This is a genomic window from uncultured Paracoccus sp. (genome assembly GCF_947496875.1).
Classification (GTDB): Bacteria; Pseudomonadota; Alphaproteobacteria; order Rhodobacterales; family Rhodobacteraceae; genus Paracoccus.
In genome coordinates this window covers 267,026-279,933 of record NZ_CANMEH010000004.1, presented here as the reverse complement: position 1 = coordinate 279,933, position 12,908 = coordinate 267,026, and the positions used below count along the sequence as shown (strand labels likewise).

12 protein-coding genes and 1 tRNA gene are annotated in these 12,908 nt (G+C 70.6%); 8 read left to right on the top strand and 5 right to left on the bottom strand.

Annotated features, from left to right (window positions below; genetic code table 11):
- Positions 1-27: 27 nt before the first annotated feature.
- Positions 28-153: a type B 50S ribosomal protein L36 gene (gene ykgO, locus Q0938_RS07795; protein ID WP_036720860.1), complete on the bottom strand. Its 126-nt coding sequence runs from the start codon at positions 151-153 to the stop codon at positions 28-30.
- Positions 154-231: 78 nt separating this feature from the next.
- Positions 232-306: transfer RNA gene (locus Q0938_RS07790), tRNA-Val, on the bottom strand.
- Between the two features lie 182 nt (positions 307-488).
- Between Q0938_RS07790 and Q0938_RS07785 the strand changes: the two genes are divergently transcribed.
- Complete coding sequence (locus Q0938_RS07785) at positions 489-1,379, top strand: N-formylglutamate amidohydrolase (RefSeq protein WP_299360757.1); 891 nt, start codon at positions 489-491, stop codon at positions 1,377-1,379.
- A gap of 63 nt (positions 1,380-1,442) precedes the next feature.
- Positions 1,443-2,651 (top strand): N-acetylglucosamine-6-phosphate deacetylase, encoded by a 1,209-nt coding sequence (nagA, locus tag Q0938_RS07780; protein ID WP_299360756.1) that lies wholly within the window; start codon positions 1,443-1,445, stop codon positions 2,649-2,651.
- Here the strand turns inward: nagA and Q0938_RS07775 are convergent.
- Both Q0938_RS07775 and Q0938_RS07770 read right to left on the bottom strand, forming a co-directional pair.
- The gene (locus Q0938_RS07775) at positions 2,609-3,295 is read right to left on the bottom strand and encodes a YggS family pyridoxal phosphate-dependent enzyme (RefSeq protein ID WP_299360798.1); all 687 of its coding nucleotides are present in this window, start codon (positions 3,293-3,295) and stop codon (positions 2,609-2,611) included. The genes nagA and Q0938_RS07775 overlap by 43 nt on opposite strands.
- 70 nt (positions 3,296-3,365) lie before the next feature.
- Positions 3,366-4,331 carry a porin gene (locus Q0938_RS07770; RefSeq protein WP_299360755.1) on the bottom strand — a complete coding sequence of 322 codons (966 nt, stop codon included), beginning with the start codon at positions 4,329-4,331 and terminating at the stop codon, positions 3,366-3,368.
- A gap of 311 nt (positions 4,332-4,642) precedes the next feature.
- Here Q0938_RS07770 and Q0938_RS07765 point away from each other — a divergent pair, with 311 nt between their 5' ends.
- From Q0938_RS07765 to Q0938_RS07740, 6 genes are all read left to right on the top strand, one after another.
- Positions 4,643-5,113 carry a DUF3576 domain-containing protein gene (locus Q0938_RS07765; protein ID WP_299360754.1) on the top strand — a complete coding sequence of 157 codons (471 nt, stop codon included), beginning with the start codon at positions 4,643-4,645 and terminating at the stop codon, positions 5,111-5,113.
- 111 nt (positions 5,114-5,224) lie between these two features.
- A complete protein-coding gene (gene leuS, locus Q0938_RS07760; RefSeq protein ID WP_299360753.1) occupies positions 5,225-7,765 on the top strand; it encodes a leucine--tRNA ligase in 2,541 nt (846 codons plus the stop codon).
- Complete coding sequence (lptE, locus tag Q0938_RS07755) at positions 7,752-8,237, top strand: LPS assembly lipoprotein LptE (RefSeq protein WP_299360752.1); 486 nt, start codon at positions 7,752-7,754, stop codon at positions 8,235-8,237. Before leuS ends, lptE begins: the two co-directional genes overlap by 14 nt.
- Positions 8,234-9,262 (top strand): DNA polymerase III subunit delta, encoded by a 1,029-nt coding sequence (holA, locus tag Q0938_RS07750; RefSeq protein ID WP_299360750.1) that lies wholly within the window; start codon positions 8,234-8,236, stop codon positions 9,260-9,262. The genes lptE and holA overlap by 4 nt, the downstream gene beginning before the upstream one ends.
- Positions 9,259-10,536 (top strand): TIGR03862 family flavoprotein, encoded by a 1,278-nt coding sequence (locus tag Q0938_RS07745; protein WP_299360748.1) that lies wholly within the window; start codon positions 9,259-9,261, stop codon positions 10,534-10,536. The genes holA and Q0938_RS07745 overlap by 4 nt, the downstream gene beginning before the upstream one ends.
- Positions 10,537-10,583: 47 nt before the next feature.
- Positions 10,584-11,852: an MFS transporter gene (locus tag Q0938_RS07740; RefSeq protein ID WP_299360747.1), complete on the top strand. Its 1,269-nt coding sequence runs from the start codon at positions 10,584-10,586 to the stop codon at positions 11,850-11,852.
- 42 nt (positions 11,853-11,894) lie between these two features.
- Here the strand turns inward: Q0938_RS07740 and Q0938_RS07735 are convergent, their stop codons facing one another.
- A complete protein-coding gene (locus tag Q0938_RS07735; protein ID WP_299360745.1) occupies positions 11,895-12,803 on the bottom strand; it encodes an NAD(P)-binding domain-containing protein in 909 nt (302 codons plus the stop codon).
- Positions 12,804-12,908 lie beyond the last annotated feature (105 nt).

Here is a 12,908-nt window from a genome sequence, read left to right as displayed (position 1 = left end):
GCCCGGCAGGTCGCCCGGGCGGGATGATCAGCCCTGACGCGCCTTGAAGCGGCGGTTGGTCTTGTTGATCACGTAGATGCGGCCCTTGCGGCGCACCACCTGGCAGTCCCGGTGACGTTCTTTCAGCGAACGCAGCGAGTTCCGGACTTTCATCGGCTCTCTCCTCTTGGCGGCGCTCGCAGGTTGCGCCTGGAAACTGAAATGCCCCCGGGGACCGGGGGCGGCGAAGAATGGTGGGCGGTACTGGGATCGAACCAGTGGCCACTACGATGTCAACGTAGTGCTCTACCGCTGAGCTAACCGCCCGTCCAGCGCCGCCCGGCAAGAGCCGGAGGGGCGTCGGTCCGCGTGTCTATATCGACAGGCCCGAAGGCTTGCAAGTAGGCTTTGCGTCCGCCCCTGCCGCAGCTTATCTGACGTCAGTGCGGTGACCGCTGCCGGGCCCAACCGGGCCGGGCCACAGGGAAAGGCCGCAGGGAAAGGGACCGATGTCGCGCGATTTCGCAAGGCTGTTCGATCTGGTCCGGCCGGCGCAGTGGCGCGGCGGGCTGATCTTTGCCTCGCCCCATTCCGGGCGCGACTATCCCGACTGGTTCCTGGCCGAATCGCAGCTGGAGCTGCGGGTGCTGCGGTCGTCCGAGGATGCGTTCGTGGACCGGCTGATCGAACCCGCGGTGGCGCAGGGCGCGGTGGTGCTGAGCGCGCGGGTGCCGCGGTCCGTGGTCGACCTGAACCGTGCCGATGACGAGATCGATCCCCGCGTGGTCGAGGGGGGCGTGCCGGGTAGGACCAGCACCCGTGTCATGTCCGGGCTGGGTGTGGTCCCCCGGGTCGTGGGCCAGGGCCGCGAGATCCGCCGACTGCCCCTGTCCCGGGCCGAGGCGGCGCGCCGGATCACGGCGTTCTGGCACCCCTATCATGCGGTGCTGGCCGGGCTGATGAACGAGGCGGTGGCGCGGTTCGGGCGGGCGGTGCTGATCGACGTCCATTCGATGCCCCGCGCGGCGCTGAGCCATCTGCCGGGCCAGCGCCCCGAACTGGTGCTGGGGGACCGCAACGGCGTATCGGCCGAGCCCGCAGTCAGCGCCGCGGTGGCCGCCGCCGCCGTGGGCGCGGGGTTCCGCATCCGCGCCAATTCGCCCTTTGCCGGGGCACATGTGGTTACCGCCTATGGCCGCCCGTCGGCGCGGCGCCACGCGGTGCAGATCGAGATCGACCGGACGCTCTACATGGATGAGGAGGCGATCGTGCCGCATCACGGGTTCGACCGGTTCGCAGCGCGGTTTGCCGGGCTGATCGCCCGGCTCCCCCCGGCGCTGTCCGCCATCGATGCGGGCACCGCGGCCGATCGCGATCGCCCCGATCTGGCCGCGGAGTGACGGCCGACGCTCCGGTAATCGCCAGTGCTGGCCTGGACGGGGCGGCGCGCCTATGACCCGGACATGACCCACGCCGATTGCCCGGACCGACCGTTGACCGACATCGCCGACCGCCCCCGGTCGATCCGGGCGGGGCTGGTCTTCGACGGGCGGGCGGATGAGCCGCTGCCGGACCATGTGGTGGAGATCGAGGCCGGGCGAATCACGGCGCTGCGCCCGGCCCGTCCCGGCGACCCGCGGCCCGCGGCCGCCATCCTGGCCCCCGGCTTCATCGACCTGCAGATCAATGGCGCGGCCGACCGGCAGTTCAACCTGGACCCCACCGCCGACACGCTGGCCCGGATCGCGGCGGGCGCGCGGGCCGGGGGCACCGCACAGCTGCTGCCCACCTTCATCACCGCGCCGGGGCAGGATTACCGGCGTGCGCTGGACGCCGGACGCACCGCGGTGGAGCGTGGCGTGCCGGGGGTGCTGGGGGTTCATCTGGAGGGACCGTTCCTGTCGCCCGCGCGGCCCGGCATCCACGACGCCGCCGCGATCCGGCCGCTGGACGCCGCCGACGTGGCGCTGCTGGCCGCGCCGTTTCCGGGCGTGCTGCTCGTGACCCTGGCGCCCGAGGGGCAGGACCCGGCGATGATCGCCGCGCTGGACCGGGCCGGGGTGATCCTGTTCGCCGGCCACAGCGAGGCGCAGCCCGGCGACCTGCCGCCGCAGATCCGCGGCGTCACCCATCTGTGGAACGCGATGAGCCAGCTGGCCGGCCGCGCCCCGGGGCTGGTCGGCGCAGCGCTGCAGTCCGACCGGCTGTTCGCCGGGCTGATCGCCGACGGCCATCATGTCGCCTGGGGCAACGTGGCGATGGCCGCGCGGCTGATGGCGGACCGGCTGTGCCTGGTCACCGACGCGATGCTGACCCTGGCTGGAACGACCGAGGAATTCACCCTGTCCGGCCGGCGCATCTGGCTGGCCGAAGGGCGGCTGACCGACGCAACGGGGCGGCTGGCCGGGGCGCATGTGGCGATGGATGATTGCGTGCGGCACATGATCCGCCACGCCGGCGTGTCACCGGCGGCGGCGCTGCGCATGGCGTCGGGGAATCCGGCGCGGGCGCTGGGGCTGGACGGGTCGCTGGGGCGGATCGCGCCGGGATGGCGAGCGAACCTGACCCTGCTGGACGCCGATCACGACGCGACGGGGGTGGTGGTCGACGGCGCCCTGTTCCGGCGCGATCAGCCGGACGACCCCTCGCCCGTGTCGCCGGCCGCGCCGTAGTCGCGGGCGCCGAAGATGGCGCTGCCGACCCGCACGTGGGTCGCACCCTCGGCCACGGCGGCTTCGAAATCGGCGCTCATCCCCATCGACAGCAGCGGCAAGCCGTTGGTTTCCGCGATGGCCCGCAGCAGGCGGAAATGCGGCACCGGGTTCTCATCCTCCGGAGGGATGCACATGGCGCCGTCCAGCCGCAGCCCGTCGGCGCGGCAGGCGGCGACGAAGGCGTCGGCGGCGTCGGGCAGCAACCCGGCCTTCTGCGGCTCGGCGCCGGTGTTGACCTGAACGAACAACTGCGGCTGCCGCCCGGTCTGGTCGGCCAGCCGCGCCAGCCGGCCGGCCAGCGAGGCGCGGTCGAGCGTGTGGATCGCGTCGAACAGATCGACCGCCGCCTTCGCCTTGTTCGACTGCAGCGGGCCGATCATGTGCAGCGCGACACCGGGGAATTCCTGGCGCCATTCGGGCCATTTTCCCTGCGCTTCCTGCACGTAGTTTTCGCCGAACACCCGGTGCCCGGCCTGCAGCACCGCCCTGACGCGGTCGGCGGGCTGGACCTTGCTGACCGCGATCAGGGTGACGCGGCCGGGGTCCCGGCCGGCGGCGGATTCGGCCGCCCGCAGGCGGCGTGTGATGTCGTCCAGTGCCATGCGGCCGAGGGTTTCAAATGAAAAGAGCGGGCGCAAGGCCCGCTCTTTCCCGATAGCACCGATCCGGGGATCAGAAACTGAAGGAGACACCCATCGAGGTGATCTTTTCTTCGTCGCCATCGCGCCTCTCGTCGCGCTTACCGTGCTGCGCGAACAGCTTGGCGCCTTCACCCAGTTCGTACTCGGCGAACACGGTGTAGTAGTCCTCGTCCCAGTCCTGATCCATCAGGTAGTTGGCGCCGAACAGGATGCCGTTGGCGTTGTAGGCGGCCGAGATGTCCCACTGCTCGCGCTGATCGGGCGTGTCGTCCTCGCCCTTCCAGTAGGCGGTGCGCAGTTCGATCATGTCGGCGATCTTGGTGCCGGCCGAGGCGCCCCAGAGGTAGCCGTCATCGCTGTCTTCGTAGGCCAGACCGACGTTGAAGCCGTAGTTGGCGAACGTGCCGGCATAGCCGACCGAGATGCCCTTGGCGTCGTCTTCGCCCGCATAGGACAGCGACACGCCCAGATCGCCCATGTCGTAGTCATAGCGCAGGATGTTTTCATTATCGTCGTTGTCGACCTGGTTCTCGGTCCACATCTCGTAGTCCAGACCGATGATGCGGTGGACTTCGGTGATCCGCTTGTCGAACGCGCCGTCGGTGTTGCCGTAGGTCATGGTGCCATACGTGCCGCCGAAGAAGACGTTGGTGCCCGAGGTCTCGTTCCGGCCCTGCTTGGAGGGATAGCCGTCGCCGTCAACGTCGGTGAAGTCGGTGCAGAAGTCCGGATCACCCGGGTCGGGGTCGCAGGAGTTCTGGCGGCTGTCTTCCAGGTCTTCCAGATCGATGTTGGCGCCGAACGACAGGCCGGTGTCGGTTTCACCACGCAGGCGGACGAACAGATCGACGTTGTGCTGCAGCACGAAGTCGTCGCCGGAAGCCTTCCGCTCGTCCGAAATGACGCCGAACATCGCCAGACCATCCAGCGTGACTTCGGCCGATGCGACACCGGCGGTCATGACGAGCGCGGTGGTCGCGAACAGAACCTTTTTCATCTCTTACCCTCTTGTCTCTCCGTGGTCCCAGGCGGTTGACCACCCGGGTGTGAGGCGAAATTCCTGCTTTTGGGTTTTCATTGCAAATCAATCGACAGCCGCCGCGACGTTTAACGATCCGGGTGCGGCTTCTTGGTCACAGTGCCGTGTTGTGGCTGCACCGCAGGGCTGTCCGGGATAACCGCTTGTCGCGTCGGGGCCCCGCAGGATAAGACTGGCGGCGACAGGACGGCCACCGCTTTCGAGGTTCCTGACGCGACGGTGCGACGGGCCAACTGCGACGGGATGGCCGCGACGGGATGAGGGACGCGATGACACCACGGATCTGCCGCATCACCGCCATCCTGGCCGTGAGCGGAATGCTGGCCGCCTGCGGGACGGCCGGCCCGCGGATCGGCGGGCTGCCGCCGAACAGCCCGCCGCCCGAGCCAGAGCGCTCGACGATCTGGGGGCTGTTCCGCAGCACCGAGAACCCGAACCAGCAGGTCGCGGTGAACCGCTATCTGTGGAACGCCAGCCTCGAGGTGCTGGATTTCCTGCCGGTCCAGTCGATCGACCCGTTCACCGGGGTGATCGTGACCGGCTACGGCACGCCGCCCGGCGGCGGCCGCGCCTATCGCGCCACCGTCAAGATCAGCGATCCCGCCCTGGATGCCCGCAGCCTGAAGGTCGCGCTGCAGGATTCGGGCGGCGGCGCCGTCGCGCCGGGCACGGTGCGGGCGGTCGAGGATGCGATCCTGACCCGGGCCCGGCAGTTGCGGGTCCGCGACGGGCGGCTGTAGGCAGCCGCCGGGGCCGACGCACCGAAACCCCGGCGTCTGGCGGCCGGGCGCTAGACCTGCGCCGGGCGCACGGCTAAACCCGCGCGGCAATGTTTCGCCCGGAGGTCCGCCATGCCCTATGATCCCGCCCACAGCGAATCGCGCTGGCAGCAGGCGTGGGATGCCGCCGGCAGCTTTCGCGCCCGTCGCGACGAACGCCCGAAATACTATGTGCTGGAAATGTTCCCCTATCCCAGCGGGCGAATCCACATGGGTCACGTCCGCAACTACACGATGGGCGACGTGGTGGCGCGGTACAAGCGCGCCCAGGGCTTCAGCGTGCTGCACCCGATGGGATGGGACGCGTTCGGCATGCCGGCCGAGAACGCGGCCATGGAGCAGGGCGGGCATCCGCGCGACTGGACCTATGGCAACATCGCCACGATGCGCGACCAGCTGCGCCCGCTGGGCCTGTCGATCGACTGGAGCCGCGAGTTCGCAACCTGCGACGACGATTATGTCGCCCAGCAGCAGGCGCTGTTCCTGGACTTCCTGGAGGCCGGGCTGATCACCCGCAAGTCGGCGCAGGTGAACTGGGACCCGGTCGACATGACCGTGCTGGCCAACGAGCAGGTGATCGACGGCAAGGGCTGGCGGTCGAACGCGCCGGTGGAGCGGCGCGAACTGACGCAGTGGTTCTTTCGCATCTCGGATTACTCCGAGGAGCTTCTGGCGGCGCTGGACGGGCTGACCGGCTGGCCCGACAAGGTGCGGCTGATGCAGGCCAACTGGATCGGCAAGTCGCGGGGCCTGCAGTTCCGGTTCGGCACGGTCGATGCGCCCGCGGGATTCGACCGGGTCGAGGTCTACACCACCCGGCCCGACACGCTGAGGGGCGCGTCCTTCGTGGCGCTGTCGCCGGATCACCCGCTGGCCCGCACGCTGGCCGCGACGGACCCGCGCATCGCCGCGTTCGCCGAAGAGTGCCGGCGCGGCGGCACCACCGAGGAGGCGATCGAGACCGGCGAGAAGCTGGGGCTGGATACCGGGCTGACGGTGCGCCACCCGCTGGACCCCGACTGGCAGCTGCCGGTGTGGATCGCGAATTTCGTGCTGATGGAATACGGCACCGGCGCCATCTTCGGCAGCCCGGCGCATGACGAGCGCGACCACGAATTCGCGACGAAATACGGGCTGCCGATCCCGGCCACCTTCGGCGAACGGGGCATGGATATTGCCGCCGCCGACGCGCTGGTGGCCGCCGGGGCCTATGTGCCGCTGAAATCCGAGACCGTCACCTATGTCCGCGGCTTTGCGGGCGCCGCCGACCAGACCGGCGAGGCGGCGGTCGATGCCGCGATCGTCGTGGCGGAACGGGACGGCTGGGGCGAGGCGGTGACGAAATACCGGCTGCGCGACTGGGGCATCTCGCGCCAGCGCTACTGGGGCTGCCCGATCCCGGTGGTCCATTGCGGCGCCTGCGGCACGGTGCCCGAAAGCAAGCAGAACCTGCCGGTCCTGCTGCCGCTGGACGTCAGCTTCGACGTGCCCGGCAACCCGCTGGACCGCCACCCGAGCTGGGCCGCGACATCCTGCCCACGCTGCGGCGGCCCGGCCCGGCGCGAGACCGACACGATGGACACGTTTGTCGATTCGTCCTGGTACTACGCCCGCTTCACCTCGCCCCACGCGGCGACGCCCACCGACCGGGCCGATGCCGATTACTGGATGAACGTGGACCAGTATATCGGCGGCATCGAGCACGCGATCCTGCACCTGCTGTATTCGCGCTTCTTCGCGCGGGCGATGGTGCAGACCGGTCACCTGCCCGAAACGGCCAAGGAGCCGTTCGACGCGCTGTTCACGCAGGGGATGGTGACGCACGAGATCTACATGACCCGCGATGCGCAAGGTCGGCCGGTCTATCACCTGCCCGAGGACGTGACCGACGGAAAGCTGGCCGACGGCACCGCGGTGGACATCATTCCCTCGGCCAAGATGTCGAAGTCCAAGAAGAATGTCGTGGACCCGGTCGACATCGTCACCCGGTTCGGCGCCGACACCGCCCGCTGGTTCATGCTGTCCGACAGCCCGCCGGAACGCGACGTCGAATGGACCGCCGCGGGCGCCGAGGCGGCGGCCAAGTTCCTGGGCCGGGTCTGGCGGCTGGCCGACGAGACGCCGCAGGACGGCGCGGACGATCCCGACCTGACCCGCGCCGCCCACCGGGCCATCGCCGACGTGACCCGCGCGATCGACGGATTTGCGTTCAACAAGGCGGTGGCGGCGATCTACACTTTGGCCGCGGCGGTGGCGAAATCCCCGTCCGGCGGCGAACCCCGCCGCGCGGTGCTGCGGATCATGGCGCAGCTGATGGCGCCGATGGTCCCGCATCTCGCCGAGGAGGTGTGGGCGAAATCCGGCGGCCAGGGCATGGTCGTCGACGCCGCCTGGCCGCAGGCCGACCCGGCGATGCTGGTCGACGACAGCGTGACATTGCCGATCCAGATCAACGGCAAGCGGCGGGCCGAGATCACCGTGCCGCGCGACATGGCCGCGGCCCAGATCGAGGCGCAGGTGCTGGCCGACGACACGGTGCAGCGCTTCCTGAACGGCGCGGCGCCGAAGAAGCTGATCGTGGTGCCGGGGCGGATCGTCAATGTCGTGGCGTGACCGCCGCACCGCGCTGGCGCTGCTGGCCGCGGCGGCGCTGGCGGGCTGCGGCTTTACCCCCGTCTATGGCCCCGGCGGCGGCGGGTCGGCGCTGTTCGGTCAGGTGCGGGCGGCCGATCCGCAGACTCAGGACGATTTCGCCTTTGTCCGGCGCATCCAGGACCGGCTGGGGCCCGAGGGATCGCGCCTGCAGCTGGACTACGCGCTGACCGTGGCGGTGGTGCCGCAGGCGATCAGCACCGACCAGGTCGCCACCCGCTATTCGCTGAACGGGACCGCATCCTATCGGCTGGTCGATGCCGCCAGCGGGGCGACGGTGACCGAGGGACAGGTCAGCAACTTCACCAGCTATTCCTCGGTCGGAACGACCATCGCCACCCTGACGGGGGAACGCGACGCGCGCGAACGGCTGGCGACGATGCTGGCCGACCAGGTGGTCACGCGGCTTCTGGCGGCCGCCCCGGCGCGATGATCCTGAAGGGGCAGGAGATCGCGCGCTATCTGGCGCGGCCCGATCCGACCCGCCCGGCCCTGCTGATCCACGGCCAGGACGCGATGCGGGTCGCGATGAAGCGGGCCGAGGCGGTGGCCGCCCTGACCGGTCCCGCCGCCGACACCGAGATGCGGCTGACCCGCATCGCGGCGGCCGACCTGCGCAAGGACACGGCCCGGCTGATCGACGAGGTCAAGGCGGTGGGGTTCTTTCCCGGTCCCCGGGTCGTTCTGGTCGAGGACGCGACCGACGCGGTCGCGCCGGCGATCCGGGCGGCGCTGGAGACCTGGGCGCACGGCGATGCGGTGATCGTGGTCACCGCCGGGGCGCTGAACAAGGGCTCGGCGCTGCGCAAGATCTTCGAGGCGCATGGCACCGCCGTCGCCGCGCCCGTCTATGACGACCCGCCGGGCGAGGAAGAGATCGGCCGCTGGCTGGCCGACGCGGGGCTGCGGGCGGTGCCGCCCGCCGCGATGCGCGACTTGGTGGCCCTGTCGCGGGCGCTGGACCCCGGCGATTTCCGCCAGACGGTCGAGAAGATCGGGCTGTACAAGTTCGGCGATGACGAGCCGCTGACCGGCGAGGAGATCGCGCTGCTGGCCCCCGCCACGATCGAGGCGGATGTCGACGACCTGATCCATGCCGCCGCCGAGGGACGCGCCGACGCGCTGGGCCCGCTGATGCAGCGGATCGAGACGCAGGGCATCCTGCCGGTGACGATCTGCATCGCTTGCGTTCGCCATTTCCGGGCACTGCACGCCGCGGCCTGCGATCCGGGCGGCGCGGCCGCCGGGCTGTCGCGGCTGCGCCCACCGGTGTTCGGGCCGCGGCGCGACCGGATGGTCCGGCAGGCGCAGGGCTGGGGCATGCGCCCGCTGGAAGATGCGCTGCACCTGCTGCTGGACACCGACCTGACGCTGCGATCGGCGTCGCGCGCGCCGGCGATGGCGGTGATGGAACGGGCGCTGATCCGGTTGGCGATGATGCCGCGGGGCGGGCGGTGAACGAACCGGCCCGGAACCTCGACACCAGCGACCGATGTACCCCCGAGCCCCTGCCGGCGCTGGTCATCGGGGCGGGTCCGGCCGGGCTGATGGCCGCCGAGGCGCTGGCCGGGGCCGGCCTGCCGGTCGTGGTCGCCGAGGCGATGCCGACGCCGGCGCGCAAGTTCCTGATGGCGGGCAAGTCCGGATTGAACCTGACCCGGGACGAACCCGTTCCAGCCTTCGTCGCTCGTCTGCAGATGGGTGCGGCCGATGGGCCCATGGATGGGCTGGACGCCGCCGGGCTGCGCGCGATCGTGGCGGATTTCGGGCCGGACCAGGTGATGGCCTGGGCGCGGGGGCTCGGGATCGCTCTGTTCACCGGATCGACCGGACGGGTGTTTCCGGTGGGGATGAAGGCCTCGCCCCTGCTCCGCGCGTGGCTGGGACGGCTGCAGTCGCAGGGGGTGACGCTGCGCAGCCGCTGGCGATGGACCGGGTTCGATGGATCCGCGCTGGCATTCGACACGCCGGACGGGACGCGGCTGGTGGCGCCGCAGGTCACGGTGCTGGCGCTCGGCGCGGCCAGTTGGCCCCGTCTGGGATCGGACGCCGCCTGGGTGCCGTGGCTGCGCGACGCCGGGGTCGAGGTCGCGCCGTTCCGACCGGCGAACATGGGTTTTCGGGTGGACTGGTCGGCGCCGATGGCGCGCCACGCCGGCGCCGCGGTCAAGGGCACGGCGCTGCACGCAGGCAGGCTGACCAGTCGGGGCGAATGGGTGATCACCCCCGGCGGGGTCGAGGGCGGCGGAGTCTACGAGGTCGCGTCCGCCCTGCGCGACGGCGCGCCGGGGATCATTGACCTGGCCCCCGATCTGGACATGGCGGCCCTGGCCCGTCGCCTGGCGCGCCCGCGCGGGCGCCTGTCGATCGGCAACTGGCTGCGCCGCGCGATCGGCGACCCGGTGCGGGTTGCGCTGCTGCTGGAGTGGGGTCGCCCGCTGCCCGAGGACCCTGCCGCGCTCGCCCGGCGCATCAAGGCGGTGCCGCTGCGCCACGCGGGGCCGATGGAGCTGGACCGCGCGATCTCGTCCGCCGGCGGGATCACCGGGTCCAGCCTGCGCCCGACGCTGGAGTTGCGTGCGTGTCCGGGCCTGTTCGCAGCCGGCGAGATGCTGGACTGGGAAGCCCCGACCGGGGGCTATCTGCTGACCGCCTGCATGGCCACGGGCCGCCACGCCGGCCACGAGGCGGCACGGCGGCTGGCCCGCGGCGCCCCGGCCGCGACCGATTGACGCCGGCGCGGCGGCGGGCAAATGTCGCACGTCCCGCGGAGCCGCCGATGAGCCTGTCCCCCACCCTGTCGCCGTCTGCCCGGCTGTTCACCCCGGTGCTGATCGGCGGATCGCTGATCCTGCTGATCAACTTCGCCCTGCGGGCGAGCTTTGGCGTGTTCCAGATCCCGGTGGCCGAGACCTTCGACTGGCCGCGCGCCGATTTCAGCCTGGCGATCGCCATCCAGAACCTCGCCTGGGGGATCGGCCAGCCGATCTTCGGCGCGCTGGCGGAACGCTGGGGCGACCGCTGGGCGATCATCCTGGGCGCAGCGCTGTATTCGTTGGGCCTGTTGATGACTGCGGTCGCGCAGACGCCGGGCGCGATGCAGATGTGGGAAATCGCCGTGGGCTTCGGGATCGCGGGCACCGGGTTCGGCGTGATCCTGGCGATCGTCGGACGCGCCGCCAGCGACGACAACCGCAGCCTGGCCCTGGGCATCGCCACCGCGGCCGGATCGGCCGGGCAGGTCGTCGGCCCGCCGCTGGCCGAAGGGCTGCTGGCGCTGATGCCCTGGCCGCAGGTTTTCATGGTGTTTGCCGGGCTGGTGCTGACGACGCTGCTGTTTCTGCCGATGTTGCGGTCGCGCGAACCCGCCAGCAGGGCCGAGATCGAGGAGAGCATGGGGCATGTGCTGCGCCGTGCGTTCACCGATCCCAGCTATCTGATGATCTTTGCCGGGTTCTTTTCCTGCGGCTACCAGCTGGCCTTCATCACCGCCCATTTCCCGGCCATGATCACCGAGATGTGCGGCCCGATCGCGCCTGACGGCGGGCTGGCGGCGCTGGGGATCACCACCACCTCGGCGCTGGGGGCGGTGGCGATCTCGCTGATCGGGCTGACCAACATCGCGGGCTCAATCCTGGCCGGGTGGCTGGGCCGGAAATACAGCCGCAAGTACCTGCTGGCGGGCGTCTACACGCTGCGCACGATTGCCGCCGCCTGGTTCATCCTGACCCCGATCACGCCGACCACCGTGGTCGTGTTCTCGCTGGTGATGGGGTCGCTGTGGCTGGCCACCGTGCCGCTGACCTCGGGCCTGGTCGCCTATATCTACGGGCTGCGCTACATGGGGACGCTGTACGGCTTCGTGTTCCTGTCCCACCAGCTGGGGTCGTTCCTGGGGGTGTGGCTGGGCGGCCGGCTGTATGACGCCTATGGCGACTATACCATCGTGTGGTGGGTGGGCGTCGGGGTCGGCGCGTTCTCGGCGCTGATCCACCTGCCGGTGCGCGAGGCGCCGATGGGTCTGCGCCCCGCCCCGGTCGCCGCTTGACCGGACCGGGGAGCCGGAGGCTGAGCGCCCCGTGCCGGCCGCTCAGCCCGGGTCGGCGACCGACTGGATGTATTTGGCGGTCATCAGGTCCAGATGCGCGCCGCCGCCGTTCTTGGCGACCGTGATCTCGTCATCCGAGCAGCGGGCAAAGGCCCCGGCGGGCAGCTCGTAGAAATCGGCAAGGATGTCGGTCTCGGCGATCCGGCCCTGTTCCAGCGGGATCTGGATCTCGCCGATATGGCCGATGGTGGTGGCGCGGCTGTCCACGAACAGCCGGGCGCGACGCAGCACCTCGTCGTCCGCTTCGCGCATGTCGGGCCGATACGCCCCGATCAGGTCGACATGGGTGCCCGGCGAGAGCCAGTCGCCGTGCAGCAGCGGCTCGGTCGCCATTGTCGCGGTGGCAATGATCTCGGCGTCGCGCACGGCAGGTTCCAGGTCAGGCGCCACCTGCGCGTCCTTTCGGGCGGCCAGCGCCCGCGCGGAGTCGATCCGCCGGCTCCAGATCGTGACCTGCGCGTCCGGAATCAGGGCGCGATAGGCGTCGACCATGCTGGCGGCGACCTGGCCCGCGCCGATGATCAGCACCCGGCGCGCATCCTTCCGGGCCAGCCGCCGCGTCGACAGCAGGCTGTCGCCCGCGGTCTTCCACCTGGTGACCAGGTGGAAATCGACGACGGCCTGCAGCTGCCCAGTGGTGTCATCCAGCAGGTTCACCGCGCCGTTCACCATGGGCACGCCACTGGCAGGGTTGCCGGGGAACACGCTGGCGGGCTTGACCGCGATCCCCAGCCCGTCGATCCAGGCGCTGCGGGTCAGCAGCGTGTCGGCGCCACGGTACAGGAAACTGTCGGCCACCTCGGCGCGCGGCAGCTCGTGCCCCGCGGCCAGCGCATCGGTCAGGGCGATCCAGTCGAGCCGTGTTTCGACGTCGGGGCCGATGATCTGCATGGTTTTCCTTTCCGTTGCGCGCCGCAACCTAGACGGGACCGCCCGTCCATGCCAGAGCCGAGGGCAGTCCAGGACAGACCCATGATCCCTGCCCCCGATCCCGCC

What these genes read in the sequence shown, in the direction of transcription:
- ykgO (WP_036720860.1), bottom strand. Translation starts at nt 153, where the DNA reads ATGAAAGTCCGGAACTCGCTGCGTTCGCTGAAAGAACGTCACCGGGAC.
- Q0938_RS07785 (WP_299360757.1), top strand. Translation starts at nt 489, where the DNA reads ATGTCGCGCGATTTCGCAAGGCTGTTCGATCTGGTCCGGCCGGCGCAG.
- nagA (WP_299360756.1), top strand. Translation starts at nt 1,443, where the DNA reads ATGACCCACGCCGATTGCCCGGACCGACCGTTGACCGACATCGCCGAC.
- Q0938_RS07775 (WP_299360798.1), bottom strand. Translation starts at nt 3,295, where the DNA reads ATGGCACTGGACGACATCACACGCCGCCTGCGGGCGGCCGAATCCGCC.
- Q0938_RS07770 (WP_299360755.1), bottom strand. Translation starts at nt 4,331, where the DNA reads ATGAAAAAGGTTCTGTTCGCGACCACCGCGCTCGTCATGACCGCCGGT.
- Q0938_RS07765 (WP_299360754.1), top strand. Translation starts at nt 4,643, where the DNA reads ATGACACCACGGATCTGCCGCATCACCGCCATCCTGGCCGTGAGCGGA.
- leuS (WP_299360753.1), top strand. Translation starts at nt 5,225, where the DNA reads ATGCCCTATGATCCCGCCCACAGCGAATCGCGCTGGCAGCAGGCGTGG.
- lptE (WP_299360752.1), top strand. Translation starts at nt 7,752, where the DNA reads ATGTCGTGGCGTGACCGCCGCACCGCGCTGGCGCTGCTGGCCGCGGCG.
- holA (WP_299360750.1), top strand. Translation starts at nt 8,234, where the DNA reads ATGATCCTGAAGGGGCAGGAGATCGCGCGCTATCTGGCGCGGCCCGAT.
- Q0938_RS07740 (WP_299360747.1), top strand. Translation starts at nt 10,584, where the DNA reads ATGAGCCTGTCCCCCACCCTGTCGCCGTCTGCCCGGCTGTTCACCCCG.
- Q0938_RS07735 (WP_299360745.1), bottom strand. Translation starts at nt 12,803, where the DNA reads ATGCAGATCATCGGCCCCGACGTCGAAACACGGCTCGACTGGATCGCC.